Genomic DNA, 22,835 nt, shown 5'->3' with positions numbered 1-22,835 from the left:
CATCCGCGGCTACCGGACTGGTCCTCGCTCATCAACGAGCACCGTGGGTGGAAACAAGAACACATCGGATCCCACCGGGCCGTAAGCGATGTTGAACGTGTCAAGCCAGTACGACCAGCCCCGCACTCCCGCCGCGCTGCTGAAACGGTAGTTGAGCTGCCAGCGGACCCACTGACCGGGGACAAGGCGCACAGCCGGGGGCCGTCGTGGCCGAGGCGGTATGGCAAACAGTGGCTGGACCCGGGGTAGGACACGCAACCGACCGTCGTCTTCCCGGAGCTGGACGTCGACCTTCCGCAGGTCTTCCTGGCCGTCATGGGGAGCGAAGCCGTCTCGCTCATGCATGCGAACTACATGCGCGACCGAAGGCGACATATGCGGGACACGAAAGCCGACCGGGACCGCGTTCCTGCGAGCCGCAGCCTCTCCTCCTCGGGACTCCTTCGTCCAGGACGTCCGTATCCACTGAACGGTGACATCCAAGACGCTCTCCCCCCGCCACCTCATCGAAAGCCTCACCCTACTGGAGGAAGGTCAACTTGAACCGGCCACATAAACAGCGACATCGTGTTTGGGCTGCTCACGCTCGCTGGGTTCGCGTACGCGCCGCAGCTGGCGGACCTGCCGGAGCAGAAGATGTGGCGCATCGACCGCTCCGCCGACTACGGCGCCTTCACTGACGCTGCCCATGGTCGGGTGGACCTCGCCCGAATCGAGCGGCAGTGGGAGGACACCCTGCGGATCTTCGGCTCCGTCCACACCGGCGCCGTGCGCGCCTACGACGTCATCCGCATCCTGTCCCGGGACGGGCGGCCGACCCCGCTGGGGGACGCGATCGCGCACTACGGGCGGATCGCCAAGTCCCTGCACATCCTGCGCCTTGCCGACGAGCCCGGCTACCGCCGCCAGATCAACTATCGCGACTACAGCGAAGCGACCCTGGGCCGCGTCCAGCAGATCCGCGAACTGCTGAACGCCGGCCTGTCCACGCACGCAATCCGCGGGATCCTGCCCTGCCTGAAATCTCCGCGCGATCCGCGCGTCTTCGAAGGCGTCACACCGGAAACGATGGCGGCACTCGAACGCGAACGTGACAGGCTGACCGAACGCGTCGACATCCTGGCCCGCAACCGTGACGCGATCGCCGACTACCTCGCCGAACTCCGAGGGCGCGCAAACTGATCCGCCGCGAACTGATGACCCACGTTTCTCTGTCGGGTATCACGCCCGAATGGTTCTGTCGACCTTCTGGTCGCGGACTCCCGCCGACCGCCCCAGGTCACCGCCTGCTGTCGCCGGGCGCGAGCAGGTTGGTCACCTCGGCGACGGCATCCGGAGAGGGCTTGAAATACCGGCGGAGTACGCATGTCCGCGAGGCGCCGGGTCGGCGCGGTGAGCGGATCGCGGTCACGGAGTTCGCTGTCCAGCGCCTGGATCTCGTGGCGGAGCACCCCGTCCATCACCGCGGCGAACATGTCGTCCTTTGACGAGTAATACCCGTAGACATCGCCTCGGGCGACACCTGCCGCCGCGCTGATGTCCGCCATCGCCGTGCCGGCATGGCCGCGGGTCGGGCACAGTTCCGTCGCGGCGGCGAGCAGCTCCGCGGCACGATCCTCGCGCTGAACGCGCCGCATCCTCCCCGCTGAAGGATCTCCAGGGACTCTCCTCGCCGGGGACCGGTGGGCACAGCGCTCCTTCCTCCTGAGCAGGGCACGGCCTGCCGGGTGTCTACACTCACTTGAGATTTGGTGAACTCATGGGAGGAGTCGGGATGCCGCGGAACCGCCAACAGATCCCCCGGGAGGAGCGCACGGGTGATCTGCTAGCCGCGGCCACCGAGCTCTTCCTCTCGAAGGGCTACGCCAAGACCACGATGGCGGACATCAGTTCCGCCGCGGGCGTGGCCCGGGGCAACGTCTATTGGTACTTCGACTCCAAGGACCACATCTTCGCCGCCGTCATGAACCGCATGCTCAGTCGCGAGATCCGCATCCTCAACGAGGAGCAGGCCGGTGCCGACCCACTGAGCCGTCTGGTGCGCGGGCTGTCCGACATGCGCTATTCCCGGCCGCTGCACCAGGCCATGCACGACCGGCTTCCTCATTCGGAGGCAGTCCGCGAGGCCCACAACACCTTCCTGAACTGGATCGTGGGACTGGTCGACGAGCTCATGGCCGAGCACGGCCTCGATCAGGCCCCCGGCGTCGATGCCGCGCTCGTCCGCGATGTCGCGGTCGCCGTGTTCGAAGGGGCGAACGTGCCCAACGACCGGAACAGGCCGGCCCACGAGATGATCCGGTTCCTGATGGAGTCCGCCCTGGCCAGGAGTTCGAGGGCCAAGGGGCGGGAGCGCTGAGAGCGGTAACTCAGACGAGGTGAGTACCGGCTCCCGGTGATACCGTCCGCGCCGCTCCGGGCGCTTTCGCGTCCGGAGGCGGGACCGTCGCCCCGCGCAGCATGTCGAGCACAGCGACGGGATCCGCGGGAGCCTGCCGACCCCGCCAGCCGACGTGGCCGTCCGGGCGGACGAGGACGAGCGGCCGCTCGTACAGCTCTGCGGCGGCCGGGTCGGCGAGGCGCAGCACCGTCAACGGCACATCACACCGGCGGGCGGCCTGCACCAGCGGCGTCGGGTCCGAGGAACCCGAGACCACGAGCGTGAACCCGCGCCCGAAGTGGTCGAGCACCGAACTGCCGTCGGGCATCCAGACGTGCGGTGCGCGGCAGCCGGGCCACGTCGACGGTACGTACTCGTCCGGCTCGTCGGGCGGCTCCGGACTGCCGTCCGGCACGCAGATCGGGGAACCGCTGTAACGGTATCCGAGCTGGACGCCCGTGCAGCGGAACTCCTTGGCCCGGGACCGGCGGATCTCCTCGCCCAGCTCACGTCGGAGCAGTTCGCCTTCCGCGTCCATGCGGTCGAGCACTGGATCGGGGACGAGCTGCGCGTCGGCCCTCCAGTTGCTGGAGGCTTCCGTGACGTTACGGACGGCGATCGGCCGCCGCTCCTGGTCGTAGCTGTCCAGGAGCGCCGGGCCTCCCCATCCTTGGAGGGTCGCGGCGAGCTTCCAGCCGAGGTCCACGGCGTCGCCGATCCCGGTGTTGGCGCCGAAGCCTCCCTTGGGCCAGAGCAGATGCGCGGCGTCGCCCGCGAGGAACACGCGCCCTTCACGGTAGGTGCGGGCGACAACGCAGTGTCCGCTCCAGGGCTGCGCTGCGAGGATCTCCACGTCGATCGGCGCACCGGCGGCCTCGCGTATCCAGGCGACCGCGTCGCCGGGGTCGGGCTCCTCGTCCAGGTAGACCGAGAGCCGCCACTCGTCCACGCCGTTGACGACCGTGATGTACGGCCTGCGCACCGACGACAGGGTGTGGATCTGCACCGCTGGGCCGCCCAGCCGCTCCCGCAGCAGGTCCAGCAGCTGCGGCGAACGGAAGTGCACAGCGAAGTTGTGCCCCTGGGCGAACATGCCCTCGAACTCGATGCCGAGTGCCCGACGTATGCCGCTGCGGCCTCCGTCGCAGGCCACCAGGTACGTGCCGGTCAGCGTCTCGGTGGCACCGCTCGCCAGGTCGCGCACCACGGCCAGGACACCCTTGGAGTCCTGTTCCATCGTCTCCAGGCGGGTGCCGTACCTGATCTCGACTCCTGGCAGTTCACCGGCTGTGCGCGCGAGCAACGGCACGAAGGAGAACTTGGACAGGAACGCGGGACCCTCCGGCGTCAGCGGGTTGTACACGCCCGAAGACCGGTTGGTGACCCCGTAGTCGAACTCGGTGAGGACGTGCCCCGTGGCGGAGGTGGCGAAGACCGTGCGGTGCGGGTAGTCCGGGGCCGGTGCCGACTCCGTGCGTGCCTCTTCCGCGCAACCCCAGCGGCGCAGGTGTTCCATGGTGCGTGAAAATATCGCCTCGCCTGCCGGAAAGGGCACGCGGCCGTCGCCCTGATCGATCACGGTGACCGGTACACCACGCCACCCCAAATCGATCGCGAGCGCGAGGCCCACTGGCCCCGCTCCTACGACGAGGACGCGCCGAGATCCTGCTCTCTCGTGCTGGTCAGACATAGAAGATCTGCCTTCCTGAGCAAGGGTCGGACCGCTCATGGCCCCACCTCTTGAACCAGGGTCAGAATGGCACGCGCATGCCGCTGCATGGAAGACCTGGAAAAACGCAAGACTTTTGACCGATCGTGTGCGGTGCTACGCTCATCTCAGGTTCAAGAGACAGGGAACGTCATGGTGACTCCTGCTGATCAAGACGATGCCGGGAGCAACTGCCCGGCTCTGGTTTTCGGCTACCACCACGACATCGACAGAGGCTGGGCCACTGCCGGGATCGACGTGTTCGCGGACGATGCCGCATTCGAGGCCCACGGCAGGGCCCTCCGTGGGCGCAGTGAGATTCTCGACTTCCTCCGTGCGCGGGAGGCCGACACGCCGAGGCAGACCGTCCATGTGCTTGCCGATGAGGTCACCACGGTCCAGGCCGGCGGCCCCACGGTAAGTCCGTCCAGTTGCAGGCACTGATCCTGCTGCACGTGCGGCAGCCCGATGGCGCCTACCTCCCGGGCCGCGTCCTCAACACGACCCACTGGTTCCGCCGTACCGGCGCCAAGTGGCGCATCGCGCGCCGCACCTCAAGGCCGCTGTACCCCACCGTTTGACGGGCAAGGAGGCCCTCACGATGACGACGACCCCCCAGGCCGAGGCCGGGACAGGGGCCGGCGGAACGCAAGCCGTCGCGCTGCAGCTCTCCGAGCTGGTGCTCAAGACCGCGCGCTACGACGACATGGCCGCCTTCTACGCCCACGTCCTCGGGCACGGCCCGTTCTACGAGCGGGCCCCTGACCCGGACGCCCCGCCGCGCCCCGTCGGCATGCCCGAGCGGGCGGTCGACGTCCGGCTGGGCTTCTTCCGTATCGCAGACGCCCCGCACAGCCAGGTTTTCGCCCTGTTCGGCGTCGAAGGCCTGAGCGAGACGGAGTCCTCCGGGCCCGGTCTGCACCACTTCCAGTTCGGCGTCAGCGGCCTGGGCGACCTCATCTCCCAGCACGAACACATGGCCTCCATCGGCGTGCGCCCGCACCGTGCGGCCAACCACGGACAGGCCACCAGCTTCTACTACCGTGACCCGGACCGGAACATCGTCGAGTTCTCGTGCCCCAATTTCGCTACGGGCGAGGAGGAGGCGGCCTTCATGTCCGGGCCCGTCTTCGCCGCGAACCCCTCCGGGCTGGAACTGGACCCCGACCGCTTCGCCGCCCGCTTCCGCGCCGGTGACTCCGAGCGCGAGCTGCTGCGTCTCGACAACCGGGCGGTGGCCTTGTGACCAGGCTCGTCAGCACGGTCAAGGGAATCGGCAGGCTGGAGGACGACGGCGAGACCGTCGCCTTCCTCGACGTCGATGCAACCGACCTCGGTACGGCTCTCCAGGGCGGCCTCGACCTCGGCACCCTGGCCACGGCCGCGGTCCGCGACCGGGTGCCCACGACGCAGACCCAGTTCCTCGCTCCCGTCCCCCGGCCCTCGAAGATCTGGGCAGTGGGCTACGCCTACGCCGACCACCGCACCGAGGTGGCCTACAAGGGCGTCGCGGAGGAGCCGGTCGTCTTCCTGAAGGCGCCGTCCTCGGTCATCGGTACGGGCGAGCGGATCCGCTTCCCGAAGGCGGCCCCCGACGAGGTCGACTACGAAGGCGAGCTCGCGGTCGTCATCGGCCGACGCGCGACGGACGTGTCCGAGGCGGGAGCGTACGCGTTCGTCGCCGGCTTCACGATCGTCAACGACGTCAGCGCCCGTGACGTGCAGAAGGGGCGCATCCCCGGCCGGGCGGCCAATGTCACCGCCGCCAAGAGCTTCGACACTTTCACCCCCATGGGGCCGGCCCTGGTCACGATCGACGAACTCACCGACCCCGACGACCTGTGCCTGCGCACCTGGGTCGATGGCGATCTGCGCCAGGACGCACGCACCTCGCAGCTCATCCACCCTGTTCCAGCGCTGGTCTCCTATCTGTCTCGGCAGACGACCCTTGAACCCGGCGACGTGATCAGTACCGGAACCCCGGCCGGCGTAGGCCACAGGCAGGGACTTTTCCTGCGGTCCGGCACCGAGGTACGCATCGAGATCGAAGGCATCGGCACCCTTGTCAACACCTGCGCTTGATCGACCGGGCGCGCCGGGGCGGCATTCCAGCCGGAGGAACGGCCCCTGCACCACACGGTTCCGGCAGGCTACGGAGGACATGACGACATGAGTACACAAGCCAAGGACAGCTTCGGTGGCGGAGACCCGTGGGGATACATCCAGCCGTGGGACGAGGAGCGTTTCGGCCCGGAGATCCAGGACGTCAACCTGCGGGCGAAATGGGAAATGGCCATGGCCATCGCCGGTGGCCTGCCGTATATCTGGCAGGAGCTGGCGCGGCCGATTTCCGAGATCGTCTACGGTCTGCTCGAACTCCGTGCCGGAGACCGGGTTCTGCTCATCGGTGAGGGCATCGCGCCCTCCGGATGGGTCGAGGACATGCGGGCTTTGGTGGGGCCGGAGGGCGTCATCGACACCGTGGAGATCATCAAGGACGGACGAAACGCGGTCCTCGGCAAGGTCCCCGGCCGGAACGGCCAGATCGGCTGCTGGCGCTGGTCGTACACGGACTCGGTGGGCGACGAGGCATACGATTGTGTCGCTGTGTTGCAGGCGACCCAACACTGCGACGACTGGGCCGAGACGGCTGCGGACCTGCTGCGGGTGATGAAGCCCGGCCGGCGCATCGTGCTGGCCGAATCGGTCCTGAAGGGAGCGACGTTCTTCTCCCGTATCAACTCCGACGTCCACCTTCGGCAGTGGTTCGACAAACTCTTCGCGCATGTCCCCGTGGACGACATCCCCTACTACTCCGGAGAGCAGATCCGCGAGGCGTTCGGGGACAAGGTCGACAGTCCTCAGCTGATGGAATGGAAGGGCATCGAGATGTACTGGGGCCGAAAGAGGTGACCACTGCCACGAGCTTCGGGCAACAGGCTGCGGCACACATTCCCTCCCCGTCACCCGAGTCGATCCACTCGTTCACCCAAGGACAAGGAGGTCCCCGTGAGCGTCGTTGAAGACGTCATGGTCTTGGGCTCCGACCATCCGTTGCGCAGTATCGTCCGCGACGAGCACCTGCTTCTCTCGCCGCCGCATCCCCCGAAGGTGCCCGTCAAGCTGTGGGCGGAGCACCCGCCGCTGACCGTGGTGCACTACCCGCAGCAGTACGAGCCGGAGGCATTCGCCCCGCCGCGCGGCGTCTACGAGAACGAAGAGATCCGCGTCGAGTGGCAGAAACTCGACGGTCGGCAGCCGTTCTACCACCGCAACTGCGACGTCGACGAGATCTCCTACCAGATCAGCGGCGAGCGGACGCTGATGTCCGAGCTCGGTGTGATCGAGTTCCAGCCCGGCGAGTTCTCCCGTATCCCGCGCGGCGTCGCCCACGACAACTACGGCCGCGAGGACAGCCACCTGCTGTTCTACATCCCCGCGCCGGTCACCGAGCTGGCGCCGGCCCAGCGGGAGTCCGCGGCCGTTTTCCCGCCGTTCCCCGGCTGGCAGCCCGGCGGGGCCAACGAGGCGATCACTCAGTGCATGGCCGCGCTCGGCCACGACATCACCGTCTTCGGGGTCGACGAACAGCTCCTGCTCGAGCAGGTGCACCAGGAGGACCGGCGGATGGCGGTGCTGCGGGCCGATCCCGGTCAGGACGTCACCTGGCTGTACACGACCGATCGCATCCGCCTCGGCATGGTCGCCACCATTCCCGGCGGACAGCGCCGCTACCGGCGCACCCTGGACGCCGACGAGATCCAGTACCAGGCCCATGGTCACCGCACGCTGATCACCCAGCGGGGCGTCGTCGACCTCAAGCCGGGCGACTTCGTGCGCATCCCGCTCGGCATCTCCCACGCCAGCGTCGTGACCGAGCCCGGGGACTACGTCAGTCTCCTCTCGCACCAGGAACTGCCCCAGGTCGCCGAGACCACGCGTACGGCGGATGCCTACACCCCCGAACGGCTCCCGAGCCTCACCGTGGAGGTCCGCTGATGGCCACGATGCTTGCCCTGCGAGCGCACCAGGGCGCCGAAGCACTCGTCCTGGAGAAGGCGCCCGTCCCCGAGCCAGGTCCGCTCGACGTGGTCGTGAAGGTCGCCTCCGCCGGCCTGGCGCCGGGGATCATGCGCCTGCTTCGGATGGGAGCGCTCAAGCACCTGCCCACCACACTTGGTCACGAGGCCGCAGGCGTCATCTCCGCCGTCGGCCGCGACGTCACCGGCCACGCGGTCGGCGACCGGGTGCGGGTGCACCCCCTGCTGAACTGCCGTGAGTGCGAGTACTGCCGTACCGACCGGGACATGATGTGCGCCCAGCAGGCCATGCTCGGCCACGCCGCCTTCGGCGATGGCCCGATGCCCCTGTACGAGCAGTACCACGACGGCGGACTCGCGGAGTACGTCCGTGTCCCGCACTGGCTGACCGATTCCCTGCCGGACTCCGTCGGCTTCGACGTCGCGGCCAAGGTCCAGGATCTGGCCAACGCCGTGCGCGCGCTCAAGTGTGCCGACCTTCCGGAACGGGCCACCCTCGTGGTCACCGCCGCGACCGGCACCATGGGAACCGCGACGGTCAAACTCGCGGAGCACTTCGGAGTCGCCCGTCTGATCCTCGTCGGCCGCGACAGCGAGCGCCTCCACCGCGTCGCCGAGCTCGCCGGCGGTGTACCGGCCGGCATCGTCGCACTCGACGAACTCCCTGAGAACTGGTCGACCGACGGCACTCTCACCCGTCGGCTGCGCGAGCTGGCACCCGAGGGAGCCCAAGCCGTCATCGACTTCATCCCGGAGGGTCCCGCCCTCGGCCAGACCATGGCCGGCATGGCCACCGGCGGCACACTCGTGCACATGGGCGGTAACTCCACCCCGCTGTCGCTGCCCCCCATCGCCCTGATGATGCATTGCTGGCGCTTCGTCGCCACTCGCGCGTGCACCCGCCAGGACACGACGGATGTGCTGCGTCTGCTCGCGACGGGCGCCCTCACCGCCGACGAGCTCATCACCCATCGGTTCCCGCTCACCGAAGCGCTCAAGGCCATGGACGCCATAGAGCAACGGGTCGACGACCCGATGTGGATGACCGTGATCAACCCCTGATCCGACGCACGAGCGCGTCACGACTCTGTGCGAAGTCGCCGCGGAACTGCGAGAGAAAGCCGGGAAAGTGTCCGAATCACCATCCGTACGCAGCCAGGAGCCGCCCCTGATCGCGGTGATCGGAGCGGCCGGGCTCTGCGGTACGTACGTGCTGGAGGCCGCGCTGCGAGCTCCATTCCGGGTCCGGGCCGTGGTGCACAGCCCGGCAGGCCGGGAACGAGTGGCTGCCCTGGGCGTGGACGACATCGTCGAGGCCGACCTGGAGAAGCCCGACACCGTCCGTCAAGCGCTGGAGAACGCGGACTCCGTGTTCATGATCCCGCCGGCGTTCCACCCGGAGGAAGACGTGCTCGCGATGAGGGCCGTCGAGGCGGCTGGGCACGCGCGCGCCCGCCGGTTCGTGTACCTGTCCGTCCTCCACCCGCACACCCCAGGGCTGCGCCACCACCTGCGCAAGGCGAACGCCGAGGCCGCCGTGCGGGCCTCGCGGCTGAACTGGACGATCCTCCAGCCCTCGATGTTCGCGCAGATCGTCCTGTCGACGTGGGGCAGGGCTCCGGCCGGCTCCGTCGGGGTGCCGTTCAACGTCGACAACGAGTTCTCGTTCATCGACTTGCGCGACCTCGGGGAAGCCGGCGTCAAGGTGCTCGCCGAGAACGTGCACGACTCGGCGACCTACGAACTCGCGGGACCCGCCCTGACGTTGGCCGACGCGGTGCGCCTCGCCGGGCGCGCGCGAGGAGTGGATCTGGAGGCGAGGACGGTGGACTGGGCGGACGCACCGCTCCCGCCGGGAGTGGACGGCTCCGCGTCCCGGGCCTCGGACATGCGCGCCATGTGGCAGGACTACGACCGGCACGGCCTGCGCGGCAACAGCAACGTCCTGCGGATGCTGCTCGGCCGGGTACCCACGTCCTTCGCGGAAGCGGCCACCGCGTTCACCGCGCGAGACTGAGCGCCCCCGACGCAGTCGTGGGATGCCCCCAACGGAGGGGAGACACTCCACGTAGGGACAACGGAAAACCACCACCGCGCTGACGGCTGGTCGGTATGCGACAGACAAGCGGCCGGGGCGCACCACCATGTCGGGTTCGCGCGCCCACCGGGTGCGGTGCTGCGGGCGGGTGGCAGGGGCCGCGCCTTCGTGTCTACGCGTTCAACTGCGTGGGGAGCTGACGGGCCGTAGGCCATGGAGGACGGTGTCGAAAATCCCTTCAGGCAGTCCATCCGGGAGGTCGGGGTCGTGGCGTACGAACGTGCGGATGAGCAGCGGGCCGACGAACATGTCGATGGCCAGTTCCAGGTCGATCACCGCGATGCGGGTGCGCGGCGCCTTTCGATGTCGCCCTCGCCGACTCCGGAGTCGGCGAGGGGACCACTGAGCGCACTGCTCGGCGCCCTTCGCCACCGCGACGTGCTCGTCACAACCGCTGTGGGGCCGCTGGGTCGGGGGAGACCGGAGGCAGGCCGCCCGCGGGAACGTGATCCTGCGGTAGGTGCAAGGTGATCGTCGCTCCCTGGCCCGGGCCGGCGGATTCCGCGGTGATGTCTCCGCCGTGGGCTCGGGCGATGCCCCGGGCGATGGTCAGGCCGATGCCGCTTCCGCCGACGGCAGCGGGTCGGCCGGGATGCTCAAGGCGTTCGAAGCGGTGGAAGATGCGCTCCCGGTCGTGTTCGGCGATGCCGATGCCGTCGTCCATGACGCGGACGATCACGTGGTGCGCGGAAGACGGTTCAGCGTGCACGGACAACGCCACACGTCCTTGCCGGTCGCATGCGGCCAGTGCGTTGCCGAGCAGGTTCACCAGGACCTGGGTGATCCGGTCCGGGTCGCAGAGAGCAGCGACGGGTGTGTCTGCGTCAACGACGAGGGTCACCATCTGGTCGTCGTACTGGGGGCGCAGTCGCTCGGCTGTGCTCCGAGCCAGCATGGCCACGTCGGTGGGCCTGCGGCGAAGATCGAAGGCGCCCTCCTCCGACCGGGACAGGCTGGAGAGGTCGCCGGCCAGGCGCTGCAGCCGGTCGAGGTCGTCGGTAAGGGAGGCGAACATCGCCTCATCGGGCGTGAAGATGCCGTCGGCGATGCCCTCTATCTGGCCGCGAAGGATGGTGATGGGGGTGCGCATCTCGTGGGCGACCTCGGAGATCAGCCGGGCGCGGCGGCGCTCGGTGTCGGCGAGGGCAGCCGCCAGCGTGTTGACGTCTTGGACCAGCGCTGCCAGGCCCGGCTCGCTGGGAAGTTCGAGGATGTCGTCGTAGTGTCCCTCGGCGAGCCGGCGCGTCGCGGCGCGCACCCTGTCGAGCGGACGCAGCAGAAACCGGGACAGAGCGACGGACGCCGGGAATGCCGCGGCCCCTCCGAACAAGAGGCCGATCTGCAGGACCACATCGCCTTCGATGTCGTCGAAACCGAGCCACACCTCGATCAGCGCGCTGATCGCCGCCATGGCCGCCAGTGCCAGGAGGAGCACCATGACGTGCGAGAGCACCAGCCGGTTGCGGAGCGACATCCGCTGCTGGATTCGGCGCAGCCGCGCACGAGACCGGTGGTAGGCCGGAAAGCGGGGGGCAGGCATGGGTGGGTGTCCTTCCTGGCCGCCAGGGCCTCTCGTTCGGATCTTGCTGGGCTCGCGTGCCCGCCGTGACATCAGCCGCTGCCGCGGCGGGCGCTCCCTGACCCAGCCGGACCCAAACGAAAGACCCTAGGCGGTGCGCCCGATGAATCGGTAGCCGATGGTGCGGACGGTTCCCACGAACCGGGGTGCGCCCGCGTCGTCGCCCAGCGCGCGCCGCAGCGTGCGGATGTGCACGTCCACGACGCGCTCGTCGCCGAAGAAGTCATCGCCCCATACTTGGGCCAGCAGGCCGCGCCGGGTGAAGACCCGCCCGGGGACACGGGCCAACGCGAACAACAGATCGAAGTCGAGAGCGGACAGCTCCACCGTTCGGTCGGCATCGACCAGCACGGTCCGCGTCGCGGGATCGACAGTCAGTCCGTCGAAGCACAGCACGCCGTCCTCGTGGTCCGCCTCGGACCGGCTGTCGGCGCGGCGCAGGATGGCGCGCACCCGTAGTGCCAGTTCGCGGGGGCTGAACGGCTTGGTGACGTAGTCGTCACTGCCGGTGGTGAAGCCGATCAGCCGGTCGACCTCCTCGTCCCGGGCGGTGAGCATGATCACCGGAATCTGGCTCGCTTCCCGGATGCGGCGCAGGACCTGGAATCCGTCCAGCCCCGGGAGCATCACATCGAGCACCACGAGGTCCGGCCGGTCACGGGTGACCGCCTGCAGAGCGGACCGTCCGTCCGCGGCTTCGACGACGTCGAACCCGTCCGCCTCCAGGTAGCCGCGCACGGTCATGCGGATCTTGGGCTCGTCATCGACGACCAGAACGCGCTGCGTACTCATCGTGCTCGCTTTCCATCGCCGAGATAGGAAGAGGGAGGAGAAAGGGCGGCATGGCCGCAGGGGCACCGGCGGCACGGAGGCAGAGGGCCTCGAATGCCGCCAGCGTACGGTGTCTGTCGTGGCCGGCGACGCTCTGTGGGCCGGCCTCGCCCAACGAGCGCCGCGCCGCCGGGGCGCCGAGCAGCTGGGAGTCGGCAAGGGTGCCCAGCGCAGGAACTTTCACCGACGATCTCGCCCAACGCATCCAGGTCGGCCCACCAACAGGACGCAGGCGCGCGTCTTGTCATGGTTCCTGGCCGCCCGCGAGTCGGGCCGGAAGCCGGGTGTGGTCCAGGAATTCTCCGGCACGAAGTGGTTCGTGGCCGCCACCCGTGTCCCCCGTCGGCGCGGGGCGGGCGCCGGACTCCGGCAGACGGCGAAGTGGGACGGGATGCGCTCGCCGTCGGAGCCGATCTCCTCCAGAAGACGCGGGAGGCGGGATGGAACGGGGTGCGGTGGGAGGCCGGCCGACGCACCGTGCTCCCCTTCTCCACCGGTCCCGGCACCGGCTTTCCCGTCCTGCGTGCCGCGTTCGCCCGGCCGCCGACGCCGATTTCCGTCAGTGCCTCCCCGTGGGTCGGCTCTGACCTTTGCACAGGGCGCCGCCCGCTGCCCCGTCCACGGGGCAACGGACGGCGCCCTGGTGTGCGGTCGCGGCTCAGCGCGAGCCGGCACGGCGTATACGCGCCCGCAGCTTCGGGAACTGGTCGAGGGCGTTGTCCCGCTCAAGAGCGATCCGCTGACGCCGGCTGTAGATGTCGTCGACGGTCGGTTCGGGGTCGCCTGCCTTGAGAAGCGGCAGGCTGCCCTTGAGGAAGGGCATCGTCTCGACGTTGTCGGCCGCGTAGAGGTGGCGGGTCGCCGGCCAGTCGCTGCCGAACATGATGTGGTCGGCGGGCACAAGCGACGACAGCGGCTGCAACTGCGCGGCGGTGAACGCCTGCGCGTCGTCGAAGTACAGCCGCTTGATGTACGTGAGGGGGCCTTCCGGCAGCACCTCGTTGAACGGCGGGAAGGCCGAGTGGCGGGTCGCGAGCCGGTAGGCCAGGAACGGCAGTGCCCCGCCGCTGTGCGTGAAGTGCCAGCGGATGTTCGGGTAGTCCCGAAGGACACCGTTGTAGATCAGGCTCGTCATCGCACGGGTCGCGTCGAACGTGTACTCGAAGACATTGTTCCCAGCCGGGATGTCAGGGCCGAAGCAGAGCTTCGGAGCCGGGTTCACCTCCGGACCCGTCGGGTGGACGTAGACGTAGGCACCACGGTCATTGAGGATCTCGTACAGAGGAGCGAAGGAAGGATCCCCCAGGTAGGTGCCCTTGTAGTTGGTCAGCAGGCAGATGCCGTCGAGGTCCAGTTCGCCGAGCGCGCGGTCCACCTCGGCCACCGAGCCCTCGATGTCGGGCATCGGGGTGACCGCGAAGATCCCGAACCGGTCACCCCGGGTCTGCACGAGGTCGCGTGCGTAGTCGTTGACCGCGCGGGCGGTGGCGCGCCGGTCGTCGACCGGGCCGACGGTGACCTGGAGGTCGCCGAACGACAGGACGCTGGCCTGAATCCGGTACTGGTCCATGAAGGCCAGGTGCCGATCTACCGACCAGGGACCGTACGCCCCGGTAATGGCGCCGAGGAGGCCATAGCGCTTCAGGTAGTCGTTGTACACGTCGGGGGAGTAGTGCGCGTGGGTGTCAATACGCCAGTTGCCCTTCGGTAGCCCCGGCCCGGACGCTGCCGTATCCGGACTGGCCATGGCAGCAGGCACCGTGGCCGCAGCCGCCGTGACAAGCGCCGCGGCCGATGCTCCTTCGATCATCCTTCGACGCGAGATGTTCCGTCGCAGGTTCATTTCCGGTTCCCCTCTTCATTCTGTGTGCGAGTCAGGTCGTGTGTGCGTGCGTCACGGCGCCGTCGCCAGGCCGGCAGGGCCTGCGCGGGAGGGCGATGGTCCCCGCGATGGTGGAGATTGCTCTCTCCTCGGGCGGGCGGGCGCGCGGTCCAGGCCGACCGCGGAGCGCGAGCGGTCAAGTCGCTCCTCGGCCGGGCTGGTTGCCGCCAACAGGCCGGTCCGGCGCTCAGGCGTGGGAACCCATAGCGCCGACGTAGCCGCGTAGGCCGGCGGTTCCTTTATGCAGTGCGTCAGCGCCGAGCTCGTGTCCAGCGGGCTCCATGTGCCTGGCCGACCCCGTACCAAGGAACGCGCCGGTCACGACGGAACGGGACAGCGCGGTGCCGACCGCCGAAGTCAGGTGCCGCACAGCAGGGTGGTCGACGTTGTCCACCGGCGGGACGAGGAGTACGTGTGCATGACCGCCAGACAACAGCCGCCTCGTGAAGCACGTACCACTCAGCACATGAAGCCTCCATGAAGCCGATCGCCGGACTGACGTCCGTGCCTTCGAGAGCTTCGTACCGGTGCAGGGCCTCGCTCAGATCGGTGGTCGACCACACCGGCGCGGCCGACCAGGGGTCGGCGAGCACGTCCGGGAGTACCCGACGGCGTTCCCATTGCGGACCCGGGCCGCGGTTGTTCCTCTCTGTCGGGAGCTTTCGGTTACTACTACCGGGAGTCCTGCGGTGCGTCGGCAGGCTGCAGCGTGGTGAGCCATTGGGCCACGACGGCGTCGATGAAGGCGTCGGTGACCTGGCCGCGGTCGAGGAAGAGCCGGGCGAGGACGGGCCCGTAGAGCAGGGTGAACTCGTCGTCGCTGATCTGGATGCCCGAAGGCTCCAGCAGCCTGTTGAAGCCGACGTAGCGGTCTTCGCCGATGCGGACGAGCGCCCTCGCACTGTCGGGGTCGTGATCGGCCTGGGCGGTGACGGCCAGGGCCGCGGCTCGCACGGCCGGCACGCTGACGCCGGCGCGCAGGCTCTTCAGCCAGGCGGTGGCCACGGCGCCCACGTCGCTGCCCGGTTCGGGGTAGGTGCCGAGGTCAGGGCCTTCGAGGACGAGGTCGAAGAGCAGCGCGGCTCGGGTGGGCCAGTGCCGGTAGAGGGTTTGGCGGGTGACGTCCGACCGCTCGGCCAGCAGGGCGTAGGTCAGCCCGGCCGGCCCGACCTGAGGCAGCAGTTCCCGCGCGACGGCCAGCACGCGATTGCGGGTGCGCTGTACGCGCGGGTTGCCCGGGGTCGGCTGACGGCGGTGGAGGGGCTGCTTCATGCCGCCACCCTACCGGCACATCATACGGAGCGTGTGATTGACGCCACAGGTATCAATCATACGCTCCGTGTGATAGACCTGGAGAAGTAATCACACGCGCTGGATGATTCTTGCGTGTCGGCGCATTCGAAAGGCAGACGGCCATGTCACCTCGCAACCTGATCGCACCCACGTTCGCCCGCACTCGCCTCGGTTCCGGCCCCGGCCTGCTCCTCGCCCACGGCGCCGGCAGCAGCCTGGCCGGCACCTACGGGCCCGTCCTGGAATCCCTCGCCGCCCGCCACACCGTCGTCGGCGTCGACTACCCCGGTAGCGGCGAGACCCCCCGCTCCACCACTCCGCTGTCCGTCGACGACCTCGCCGACCAGCTCGTCGCCGCCGCCGACGCGGAAGGCCTCGACCGCTTCGCCGTGTCCGGCTTCTCCCTCGGCGGCCCGGTCGCCATCCGAGCCGCCGCCCGCCACCCCGAGCGTGTCACCGCACTCGTCCTGACCGCGGCCTTCCCGCACCGCGACAACCGGCTCGCTCTCGCCTCCTCGGTCTGGAGCAGGATCGCCGCCTCCGGCGACCGCGAACTGCTCGCCGAATTCCAGCTCATGATGGCCCTCGGCACCCAGGCGCTGGAGTCCATGCCCGCCGAGCAGCTGCGGCAGACCCTCGGCTACGTCGCCGCCGGCGCGGCCGACGGCAGCTCCGAGCAGACCGACCTCGTCGGCCAGGTCGACGTCCGGGACGACCTCGCCGGCATCGCGGTCCCCACCTTGGTCGTCTCGACCACCGACGACCGGCTCACCTCCACCGCCCTGCACCGCCGGCTCGCCGAGACCATCCCCGGCGCCCAACTCGCCGAAATCGCCACCGGCCACCTGCCGATGCTGGAGCGGCCCGACGAGTGGCTGCAGCTCATCACCGACTTCCTCGACAAGCACCACGCCTGAACGCACACCACGGGCGGTGCCGCAGGGACCTGGCCCCTCACCCGGACCGCCCCTTGATCACACCTCATCACACGCGAGTTCATGGAGGAATCATGCTCAAGTTCGGCCACCTCGACGAGTCCACCCACTTCCACGACCAGCAGAAGGAGGAGGCCGGCCCGGTCACCGTCATCAACACCTTTGTCGCCCCGGAGGGCAAGGAGGACGAGGTGGTGGCCGCCTGGACGGACGACGCGGAGTACATGAAGAAGTCGGGGAGCCTCCTCTCGGTGCAGCTGTACCGGGGCATCGGCGGCAGCCGGCTTTTCACCAACGTCGCAGTCTGGAAATCCACGGAGCACCTCCGTGCAGCGCTCGGCACGCCGGAGTTCGCCTCGCATCTGGGGAGCTACCCCGCCGGTACCGTGGCCTACCCGCACCTGTACCAGAAGTTCGCCGTCGAGGGCGTCTGCGAAGGGGAATGACGACCGCTACCCGATTCCGGCGGCCGTTCGCCACGCGCACGACGTGTGGCGACGTTCGGTCCCTGCTCAGCCGCGGGCTCGCGCCGACGACGCCGAGCTGTGTCCTCCTGACCGGCCGGCCGGTGCTCGAAGTACTCGGCCTGGTCCGCGCAGAGAAGGACTCAGCGGCAGGACGTACGCGAGGACGCATATCGCTGGTCACCAGGCCGGGGTACATCCCGCAGCTGGTCCGACGGTCGGGGCGGGTCGGCGGCGATGGCGGTACCCGGAGCTGCTTCCCCGGGTACCGCCAGAAGGCCGGCGAAGCCGTTCGACTCCCTCCGGGGAAGCGGGAGCGTCACCGCAACGCCGTCGGCCCGTTCGCCGCCGCGGCGAGCGCAGTCACACCGCCTCGACGGAGTCCGCCTTGCCACGGACGACATCCCGCAGACGCTTCTTGTCGATCTTGCCGACCTTTGTCAGCGGCAACTCCTCCACGACCAGCAGGTCTTCCGGGAGCTTGTATCGCGCCACCTGCATCGCCGTGAGGGCGGCACGGACCGATTCGAGGCTCAAGTGGGTCCCCGGCTCGACGACCACGACGGCGCACACCCGCTCCCCCAGGTCCGGATCGGCCTTCGCGACGGCCGCGACGCGGGCGACACCGGGCAGGCGGTAGATCAGGTTCTCGACCTCCTCGGCGGAGATCTTCTCGCCGCCCCGGTTGATGAGGTCCTTGTCTCGTCCTTCGACGACGAGATTGCCCGACGGGTGCAGCCGTACGACGTCACCGGTGCGGTACCAGCCGTCGGGCGTGAACGCACGGGCGTTGTGCTCGGCGGCACGGTAGTAGCCGCGTGGGGTGTACGGGCCGCGGGTGAGCAGGGCGCCCATCGCGCAGGGCCGGACCGGTTCGTCGGAGGCGTCGACGACGAGGATCTCGTCGTCCGGGCACATGGGACGCCCCTGCGTCTCGATCTTGATGTCGTCGGGGTCGCCAGGGCACGTGTAGTTCAACAGCCCCTCTGCCATGCCGAACACCTGCTGGAGCGTGCCACCGAGCACGGGTTCGGCGCGGCGGGCCACCTCCTGCGCGAGGCGGGCGCCACCCACCTGCAACAGCTGCAGTGCGGGCGGGGCGGGGTGGCGGCCGGAGGCCACCGCGTCGATCCAGCGCTGGACGACGGCCGGTACGGCGGCGGTGGCGGTCACGCCCTCGGCGGCCATCAGTGGCAGCACCTTGCCGGGCTCCGGGGTGCGGGCCAGGACGACCCGGCCGCCGTTCATGAGGGTGCCCAGGATGCCGGGGCAGGCCAGGGGAAAGTTGTGCCCGGCGGGCAGCGCCACCAGGTAGACGGAGTCGGAGTCGAGGCCGCAGACCTCGGCGCTGCGCCGAGCGTTGTACTCGTAATCGTCATGGGTGCGGGTGATGAGCTTCGGCAGTCCGGTCGTGCCTCCGGAGAGCAGGAAGACGGCGATGTCGCCGCTGTCCGGGGCGATCCGGTCGAGCCGGGCCCGTGCGGCGACCGGATCGTCGGCCGGTTCCGCCAGGGCGCGCAGATCCGTGGCGTCTGTGCCGACCGTGCCACCCGTGACGAGCAACAGCCGTACGCTCGGGGTGGCTTCGGCGATCTCACGCCCCAGGGCCTGGTGGTCGAAGTCGCCGAGTCGGTCCGGTACGGCGATCGACGTGACCTCGGCATGTGCCGCCAGGTAGCGCAGTTCGTGACCGCGGTGCGCGGGCATCGCCATCACGGGAGCGATTCCGGCCCGCAGACAGGCGAGGGTGAGGGTGACGAACTCCCAGCCGTTGGGCAGCTGGACGAGCATCGCGTCACCGGGGTTGAGACCACTGTCCAGCAGACGGCATGCCAATCCGTCTGCTCTGTCGATCAGTTGACGGTACGTCAGGCGCATGTCCCCGTCCACGACGGCCACCGTGTCGTCGTAGGCTTCGGCCCACTCGTGAAGGTACGAGCCCAGTGGCCTGCCACGCCAGTACCCGGCCTCGCGGTAGCGGTCGGCCGCCTCCTTGGGCCAGGGCACGAATCCCTCACGTGTCATCGGATCCTCCTTGATCCCGGGCGTCTCGCAGCAGCAGTACGGCGTCGAGCGCGACGACGTCGCCGTCGGGCAGGACGCGCAAAGGGTTGATCTCGCACTCGGCCACGGCATCGTCGGCGGCGAGGGAGGCGAGGGCGAGCAGCACGCGGGTGAGTCGCGCGCGGTCGACCGGGGCGGCGCCGCGCGCGCCGAGGAACATCTGGCGGGTGGCGAGCTCGTCGAGCATCGCGTGGGCCTCGTTCGCGGACAGAGGCGCGAGGCGCAGGGAGACGTCGCCGAGGATTTCGGCAGCCGTTCCCCCGGCGCCCAGAGCCAGCACGGGGCCGAAGACCGGGTCGCGGCGTACGCCGACGATGAGTTCGGGTCCCGCGGGGGCCATCTGTTCGACCAGCAGCGCGGGGCTCGCGGGCATGCGGGCGAGGGCTTCGTCGAGCTCCTCGTGCGTGCGGATGCCGACCTGGACCCCGCCCACTTCCGTCTTGTGCAGGATGTCCGCGTCGAGGATCTTCACGACGACCGGTCCGCCGAGCTCATCGAGAGCCGCGTGCGCTGCGGCTGGGTCGGCACACACGCGCCGTACGGGCGTGTGGATGCCCAGGTCCGCGAGGACGCCCTTGGCGGTGTGCTCGTCGACCGGGCCCGGCGGGGGCAGGGTGGGGGCATCGGAGGCGGTGACGACAGCCGCCAGTCGGGTGCGGGCAGCCGCGTCCTCGACGAGCGCGCGCACCATCGCCGATCCGGAGGCCGGCGTGGCCGCGCAGGGAATGCCGGCTTCGCCGAGTTCACGGCGGGTCCGCCGCGCCTGCTCCACGGGTCCGCCGACGACGGCGACGAGCGGGGTGGCCGTACGGGCAGCGGTCAGCGCGGCCGGGAGGTCCACCGCCGTCGGTTCCAGCAGCCCGTACACGGCGGTGACGTCGATGCCGGGGTCCTCCGAGACCCGCTCCACCACCTGCGTGAGCACGGGCGAAGGACGGCCGGTGTCGACGGGGTTGTTCAGATGGGTGAGGGCCGGGAGCAGCGCGCGCAGCTCCTTCACCGTCCGTTCCACCAGCGGGGGAACCTGGATGCCGTGGGAGCGCAGGTCGTCCGTGAGCAGCAGTCCCGGTCCGGCCTGTGCGGTGACCAGGCCGATGCCTGGGCGCGGGTTGGCGGGGAGGCGTACGCGGCTGAGTGCGGTGACGGCGTCCACGAGGTCGCGCTCGTCGTCGACGAGGACGGCTCCGGCCTGGCGCAGCGCCGTCCTGGTCACGCGCCAGGAGGTGGCCAGGGCACCGGTGTGGGAGCGGGCGAAGTCTCCGATGTCGCTACGGCCCACGACCAGGGCCACCACGGGGACACGATCGGCCAGACGCCGTACCGCCTCGGTGAGGCGCCGGCCTTCCGCGGCGGTCTCCACGTGCAGGGCGACGGCCCGTACGCCGTCGTCCTCAGCGAGGTGGCGCAGGACGTCGCCCTGGGTGACGTCCAGGCTGTTGCCCAGCCCGACCCCGAGGCGCAGGCCGACGCCGGCCTCGGCCAGGGCGAACGCCAGCGCGTGGTTCACGCCGCCGCTCGCGGCCACGACCGCCACCGGACCCGGTTCCAGGTCGGGCGCGCCCGGGACGAAACTGGCCGTGAGCCGTCGGTGGGGGACGAGGAAACCTGAGGTGTTCGGTCCGAGGACCCGGATGCCGGTGTCCCGCACCACCTCGGCCAACACCTGCTGGTGCAGCGCACCGTCACCCCCGGCTTCCGCGAATCCGCCGGCGCACACCAGTGCCGCGCGGGCACCGACGGCTGCCGCCTCGCGCAGGGCGTCGGCGGTCACGGCGGCCGGAATGCAGGAGACGACCAGGTCGGGTGTGATGTCGTGGGCTGCGGCGGCCTCGCCGACGGTGGGGAACAAGCCCCGATCGGGGTCCGGGCGACCGGAGTTGACCTTCATCACCGGCCCCGGGAAGGAAGCCAGGGAGTCGGCCATCGCCGCGCCGAGTTTCCCGGGCGTGGCCGATGCGCCGAGCACGGCAATGGCTCGGGGTGCGAACAGCGTTTCCAGGGCGCTCACTTGCTGCCTCCAACGAGGTCGGCCCGGCCGGAGAGCACGAGCGTGGTCGCGGTGTCGTCGTCGTACGCGCCGACGATCGCGGCGGGCAGGCTGTGCACGAGCCGGGCCTCCCCCGCGACCAGTTCGCGGGTCAGCGCCGTACCGCCGCGCACTCCGACGAGCAGGGCGCCCGCCTCCGCCGTCTCACGCACCTGATCAAGGGCGAGCGGCAGACCCTCCTCAGTGTCCGGGGCGTCGATCCACACGCCCACCCCCGACGGCTGACCGCTGAAGGGGACCATCGGGATACCGGTGCCGTCGGTCCCGGTCAGGACGTCGTCGTCGACCGTCACCCGCCGCGTGGGAAGGCGGTACGGCCCGCCCCGGAAAGGCGTCTTCAGGGGCCCCGCGTCGTGACGTCGCCGCCACCATCCGTCGACGCGGTCCACGTACGACGCGTCGCGCACGGCGAGTTTGCCCCGCGGGATGCTGCGGGTGAGGAAGTGGAAGGCGAACTGCGTGGGATCGTCGAAGGAGCGGACGTAGCGACCGAAGTGTTCCCACCAGGACAGGCTGGGCCGCGCCGAGTCCTGGATCCTCTCGACCTTGGGGCGGCGGCGCTCCTCGTACAGGTCGAGTGCCTCCGGCACGCCGTGTGACGTCTCCCCCAGTGCCTCGGCCAGTGCGACCGCGTCCTCCATGGCCATCCTGGTGCCGGACCCGACAGAGAAGTGCGCGGTGTGCGCCGCGTCGCCCAGCAGCACCCACTTGCCCCGTCGCCACGAACGGGCCCTGCGGGTGGTGAAGTTGGCCCAGCGGGAGTTGTTGCCGACCAGCGGGTGTCCGTCGATCTGTTCGCGGAACAGGTCTTCCAGGTAGCTCTTGGTCTTCTCGTCGCTCGTGCCCGGCGGGGTCGACGGATCGAAGGCGTCGAGACCGGCCCTGGCCCATGAGTCCGCGTCGGTCTCGACGATGAACGTGCTCAGCGAGTCGCTGATCGGATAGGCGTGGGCGGCGAAGACACCGTGGGGACCGTCCTGGTGGACGAAAGTGAGGCCGTCGAACGCGTAGGTGGTGCCGAACCAGATGAACTTGGCGCTCGCCACTTCGGCGGTCGGTCCGAAATCGTCGGCGAACAGGGTGCGGAAGCGGCTGTTGGCGCCGTCGCACACCACGACCAGGTCGAAGTCGTCCAGCTCGGCGGGATCGCGGACCTCGTGCTGGAAACGCATCTGCACGCCCTCGGCGCGAGCCCGTTCCTGCAGCAGGCTCAGCAGCGTCTTGCGTACGACAGCCGCCATGCCCATGCCTCCGACGCGCTCCCGTGCCCCGTGCACGCGGACCTCGATGTCGTCCCAGTGCCGGCCGTGCTTCTCCAGCGCCTCGCTGAGGACGGGATCGGCGGCGTCGATGGCGTCGAGTGTGGCGTCCGAGAACACCACTCCGAAGCCGAACGTGTCGTCGGGGCGGTTGCGTTCGAAGACCACGACCTCGGCGCCGGGCCGGTTCCGCTTGAGCAGTGTGGCGAAGAACAGTCCTCCGGGACCTGCGCCGATGCAGGCAACTTTCATCGT

Annotated in this window: 23 protein-coding genes and 1 pseudogene; 13 read left to right on the top strand and 11 right to left on the bottom strand. The window is 69.5% G+C overall.

Going from position 1 to position 22,835, the window contains the following annotated elements; translation table 11 throughout:
• Positions 1-9: 9 nt before the first annotated feature.
• The gene (locus ACIBJC_RS29475; RefSeq protein ID WP_399297595.1) at positions 10-483 is read right to left on the bottom strand and encodes a hypothetical protein; all 474 of its coding nucleotides are present in this window, start codon (positions 481-483) and stop codon (positions 10-12) included.
• Between the two features lie 75 nt (positions 484-558).
• Between ACIBJC_RS29475 and ACIBJC_RS29470 the strand changes: the two are divergent.
• Positions 559-912: pseudogene (locus ACIBJC_RS29470) on the top strand (Tn3 family transposase); the annotation flags it as partial.
• A complete protein-coding gene (locus ACIBJC_RS29465) occupies positions 910-1,182 on the top strand; it encodes a MerR family transcriptional regulator (protein WP_399297830.1) in 273 nt (90 codons plus the stop codon). The pseudogene ACIBJC_RS29470 and the gene ACIBJC_RS29465, both read left to right, overlap by 3 nt.
• Here the strand turns inward: ACIBJC_RS29465 and ACIBJC_RS29460 are convergent.
• The gene (locus tag ACIBJC_RS29460) at positions 1,149-1,637 is read right to left on the bottom strand and encodes a TetR/AcrR family transcriptional regulator (RefSeq protein ID WP_399297593.1); all 489 of its coding nucleotides are present in this window, start codon (positions 1,635-1,637) and stop codon (positions 1,149-1,151) included. The genes ACIBJC_RS29465 and ACIBJC_RS29460 overlap by 34 nt on opposite strands.
• A 137-nt stretch (positions 1,638-1,774) precedes the next feature.
• Between ACIBJC_RS29460 and ACIBJC_RS29455 the strand changes: the two genes are divergently transcribed.
• On the top strand, positions 1,775-2,359 hold the full coding sequence (locus ACIBJC_RS29455; RefSeq protein ID WP_399297591.1) for a TetR/AcrR family transcriptional regulator: 585 nt from the start codon (positions 1,775-1,777) through the stop codon (positions 2,357-2,359).
• Positions 2,360-2,369: 10 nt separating this feature from the next.
• On the opposite strand, the gene ACIBJC_RS29450 is transcribed toward ACIBJC_RS29455, so the two are convergent.
• On the bottom strand, positions 2,370-4,070 hold the full coding sequence (locus tag ACIBJC_RS29450; protein WP_399297829.1) for an FAD-dependent monooxygenase: 1,701 nt from the start codon (positions 4,068-4,070) through the stop codon (positions 2,370-2,372).
• A gap of 87 nt (positions 4,071-4,157) precedes the next feature.
• Between ACIBJC_RS29450 and ACIBJC_RS29445 the strand changes: the two genes are divergently transcribed.
• The 8 genes from ACIBJC_RS29445 to ACIBJC_RS29410 all read left to right on the top strand — a co-directional run bounded on the left by ACIBJC_RS29445 (position 4,158) and on the right by ACIBJC_RS29410 (position 10,145).
• On the top strand, positions 4,158-4,532 hold the full coding sequence (locus ACIBJC_RS29445; protein WP_399297589.1) for a hypothetical protein: 375 nt from the start codon (positions 4,158-4,160) through the stop codon (positions 4,530-4,532).
• An 11-nt stretch (positions 4,533-4,543) separates the two neighbouring features.
• Positions 4,544-4,669 carry a hypothetical protein gene (locus ACIBJC_RS29440; RefSeq protein ID WP_399297587.1) on the top strand — a complete coding sequence of 42 codons (126 nt, stop codon included), beginning with the start codon at positions 4,544-4,546 and terminating at the stop codon, positions 4,667-4,669.
• A gap of 20 nt (positions 4,670-4,689) precedes the next feature.
• Positions 4,690-5,334: a VOC family protein gene (locus ACIBJC_RS29435; RefSeq protein WP_399297585.1), complete on the top strand. Its 645-nt coding sequence runs from the start codon at positions 4,690-4,692 to the stop codon at positions 5,332-5,334.
• Complete coding sequence (locus tag ACIBJC_RS29430) at positions 5,331-6,170, top strand: fumarylacetoacetate hydrolase family protein (RefSeq protein ID WP_399297583.1); 840 nt, start codon at positions 5,331-5,333, stop codon at positions 6,168-6,170. Before ACIBJC_RS29435 ends, ACIBJC_RS29430 begins: the two co-directional genes overlap by 4 nt.
• An 87-nt stretch (positions 6,171-6,257) precedes the next feature.
• Positions 6,258-7,001: a hypothetical protein gene (locus ACIBJC_RS29425; RefSeq protein WP_399297581.1), complete on the top strand. Its 744-nt coding sequence runs from the start codon at positions 6,258-6,260 to the stop codon at positions 6,999-7,001.
• A gap of 96 nt (positions 7,002-7,097) precedes the next feature.
• Positions 7,098-8,087, top strand: a complete 990-nt coding sequence (locus ACIBJC_RS29420; protein WP_399297579.1) for a hypothetical protein — start codon at positions 7,098-7,100, stop codon at positions 8,085-8,087.
• Positions 8,087-9,190, top strand: coding sequence for an alcohol dehydrogenase catalytic domain-containing protein (locus ACIBJC_RS29415; protein ID WP_399297578.1), 1,104 nt, complete (start codon positions 8,087-8,089; stop codon positions 9,188-9,190). Before ACIBJC_RS29420 ends, ACIBJC_RS29415 begins: the two co-directional genes overlap by 1 nt.
• A gap of 67 nt (positions 9,191-9,257) precedes the next feature.
• Positions 9,258-10,145, top strand: a complete 888-nt coding sequence (locus ACIBJC_RS29410) for an SDR family oxidoreductase (RefSeq protein WP_399297576.1) — start codon at positions 9,258-9,260, stop codon at positions 10,143-10,145.
• 201 nt (positions 10,146-10,346) lie between these two features.
• Here ACIBJC_RS29410 and ACIBJC_RS29405 read toward each other — a convergent pair whose 3' ends face one another.
• From ACIBJC_RS29405 to ACIBJC_RS29385, 5 genes are all read right to left on the bottom strand, one after another.
• Positions 10,347-10,502, bottom strand: a complete 156-nt coding sequence (locus ACIBJC_RS29405; protein WP_399297574.1) for a hypothetical protein — start codon at positions 10,500-10,502, stop codon at positions 10,347-10,349.
• A 109-nt stretch (positions 10,503-10,611) separates the two neighbouring features.
• Positions 10,612-11,766, bottom strand: a complete 1,155-nt coding sequence (locus tag ACIBJC_RS29400) for a sensor histidine kinase (RefSeq protein ID WP_399297572.1) — start codon at positions 11,764-11,766, stop codon at positions 10,612-10,614.
• A 126-nt stretch (positions 11,767-11,892) separates the two neighbouring features.
• Positions 11,893-12,597, bottom strand: a complete 705-nt coding sequence (locus ACIBJC_RS29395; RefSeq protein WP_399297570.1) for a response regulator — start codon at positions 12,595-12,597, stop codon at positions 11,893-11,895.
• 697 nt (positions 12,598-13,294) lie between these two features.
• Positions 13,295-14,383 carry an amidohydrolase family protein gene (locus ACIBJC_RS29390; RefSeq protein WP_399297568.1) on the bottom strand — a complete coding sequence of 363 codons (1,089 nt, stop codon included), beginning with the start codon at positions 14,381-14,383 and terminating at the stop codon, positions 13,295-13,297.
• A gap of 807 nt (positions 14,384-15,190) precedes the next feature.
• Positions 15,191-15,790 carry a TetR/AcrR family transcriptional regulator gene (locus tag ACIBJC_RS29385; protein ID WP_399297566.1) on the bottom strand — a complete coding sequence of 200 codons (600 nt, stop codon included), beginning with the start codon at positions 15,788-15,790 and terminating at the stop codon, positions 15,191-15,193.
• Positions 15,791-15,933: 143 nt separating this feature from the next.
• Here ACIBJC_RS29385 and ACIBJC_RS29380 point away from each other — a divergent pair, with 143 nt between their 5' ends.
• Positions 15,934-16,728 carry an alpha/beta fold hydrolase gene (locus ACIBJC_RS29380; protein ID WP_399297564.1) on the top strand — a complete coding sequence of 265 codons (795 nt, stop codon included), beginning with the start codon at positions 15,934-15,936 and terminating at the stop codon, positions 16,726-16,728.
• A 92-nt stretch (positions 16,729-16,820) separates the two neighbouring features.
• Positions 16,821-17,192, top strand: a complete 372-nt coding sequence (locus ACIBJC_RS29375; RefSeq protein WP_399297562.1) for an antibiotic biosynthesis monooxygenase family protein — start codon at positions 16,821-16,823, stop codon at positions 17,190-17,192.
• A gap of 381 nt (positions 17,193-17,573) precedes the next feature.
• Here the strand turns inward: ACIBJC_RS29375 and ACIBJC_RS29370 are convergent, their stop codons facing one another.
• Genes ACIBJC_RS29370 through ACIBJC_RS29360 form a run of 3 tightly spaced genes read right to left on the bottom strand, consistent with a single transcriptional unit; the run spans position 17,574 to position 22,832 of the window.
• Entirely contained in the window at positions 17,574-19,235 is a 1,662-nt protein-coding gene (locus ACIBJC_RS29370; protein ID WP_399297560.1) for a (2,3-dihydroxybenzoyl)adenylate synthase, read from the bottom strand.
• Complete coding sequence (locus ACIBJC_RS29365; RefSeq protein ID WP_399297558.1) at positions 19,225-21,282, bottom strand: acetate--CoA ligase family protein; 2,058 nt, start codon at positions 21,280-21,282, stop codon at positions 19,225-19,227. Before ACIBJC_RS29365 ends, ACIBJC_RS29370 begins: the two co-directional genes overlap by 11 nt.
• The gene (locus tag ACIBJC_RS29360; protein ID WP_399297556.1) at positions 21,279-22,832 is read right to left on the bottom strand and encodes an FAD-dependent monooxygenase; all 1,554 of its coding nucleotides are present in this window, start codon (positions 22,830-22,832) and stop codon (positions 21,279-21,281) included. Before ACIBJC_RS29360 ends, ACIBJC_RS29365 begins: the two co-directional genes overlap by 4 nt.
• Positions 22,833-22,835 lie beyond the last annotated feature (3 nt).

Origin of the sequence: Streptomyces sp. NPDC050509 (assembly GCF_044457965.1) — a bacterium.
Lineage (GTDB): Bacteria > Actinomycetota > Actinomycetes > Streptomycetales > Streptomycetaceae > Streptomyces.
The sequence above is the reverse complement of the archived record's forward strand: the minus strand, read 5'-3'. Positions and strand labels throughout refer to the sequence as shown.